1 protein-coding gene is annotated in these 1,461 nt (G+C 64.6%); it reads right to left on the bottom strand.

Annotated features, from left to right (window positions below; all coding sequences use genetic code 11):
* Nucleotides 1–11 precede the first annotated feature (11 nt).
* Nucleotides 12–1,406: an IS30 family transposase gene (locus ACWD01_RS37430; protein WP_451168450.1), complete on the bottom strand. Its 1,395-nt coding sequence runs from the start codon at nucleotides 1,404–1,406 to the stop codon at nucleotides 12–14.
* Between the last annotated feature and the right edge of the window lie 55 nt (nucleotides 1,407–1,461).

Raw genomic sequence — 1,461 nt, forward strand, 5'->3', positions numbered from 1 at the left:
ACTGCCTGGACTCAACAGGTCGTTGCAACACCGGCTTGTTGGAGCAAGAGTAGCTGCTCGTTGAATGCCTCGGCCGGGGTCCTCCAACCAAGTGTCTTGCGGGGTCTGGTGTTCAGCGCGTGAGCAACGGCTTCGATTTCTTCGGCGGCCCAGCGCGAGAGGTCGGTGCCCTTCGGGAAGTACTGGCGCAGGAGTCCGTTGGTGTTCTCGTTCGTGCCTCGCTGCCATGGGCTGTGCGGATCGGCGAAGAACACGGGGATACCGGTCTCGACCCTGAACTGCGTGTGCGCCGACATTTCCTTGCCGCGGTCCCATGTCAGCGACCGCGTCAGCTGCTCGGGGAGCATCGACATCGTGTTGGCGAGTGCCTTTTTCATGGAGATCGCTCCGTAGCCGGCCAGTGCGGGGCCGTTCTTCGTTCGAGGGATCGTGCCGTATCCCTCTTCGCGGGGCAGATGGACCAGCATGGTGAACCGGGTCGACCGCTCGACAACGGTGCCGATCGCGGAACGCTCCAGCCCGATGATCAAATCCCCTTCCCAGTGACCGGGGACAGCGCGGTCCCCGGCCTCGGCGGGCCTCTCACTGATCAACGCTTCCGGCGTGACGTGCGCCCAGGTCTTCCGTCGTGAACGCGCCCGCGGCGTACGCAGAGCCCGCCCGGTCCGAAGACACAGGATGAGCTCGCGTTTCAGCGCCCCGCGACCCTGAATGTAGAGGGCCTGGTAGATCGCCTCGTGACTGATGCGCATGGATTCATCATCCGGGAAATCAAGCTTGATCCGGTTCGCTATCTGCTCCGGACTCCATGCCTGAACCCACGCACGATCCTTGCGATGCGGCTTGTTCCGCCCCGTCCACGAGCCCGTCACCGGTCCCGCGATCGGCATGCCGCCAGACGTCGTGATCTGGCCGGACAGCCCCTCCTGGACGTAGGCGTGCAACCTCGGATTGGTGACCAACTTCGCTGTCTTCGGACGCCGGGCCGCCATATCGGCTTTCCACTGCGCCACCGACGCCCGATAGTCGAGGTTCCCACTTCGTGTGGCGGCGTTGCGTCGCAGCTCGCGGGAGATCGTGCCGGGATTACGACCGACATCTCGAGCGATCTCGCGCACTCCTTTGCCCTGGGCCCTGAGCAACGCGATCTCCTCTCGCTCGGAAAACGACAGGTACCTGCCCGAGGGCGGCTTCGAATCGAACGGTCGCATGCCGCCACACTGGCGGTACCAGCGCGTCGCGACCGCCGGCGCCACGCCGATGACGGCGGCGGCCTCCTCAGTGAGAAGGCCCTTGGCGATCTCCACCCAGAACGCCGCCTCGACATGACGCTGATACTTCGGATGCCCCGGAGATCTCAGCTTCGGACGCAGCGCCCGATCCGCTGCCTGCTGACGACGCACCATCCAACACCTCCATGCATACGAGGTGTTGCGACGACCAGTTGAATCCGCCCTGCGA

This window comes from Streptomyces sp. NPDC002835 (assembly GCF_053591995.1).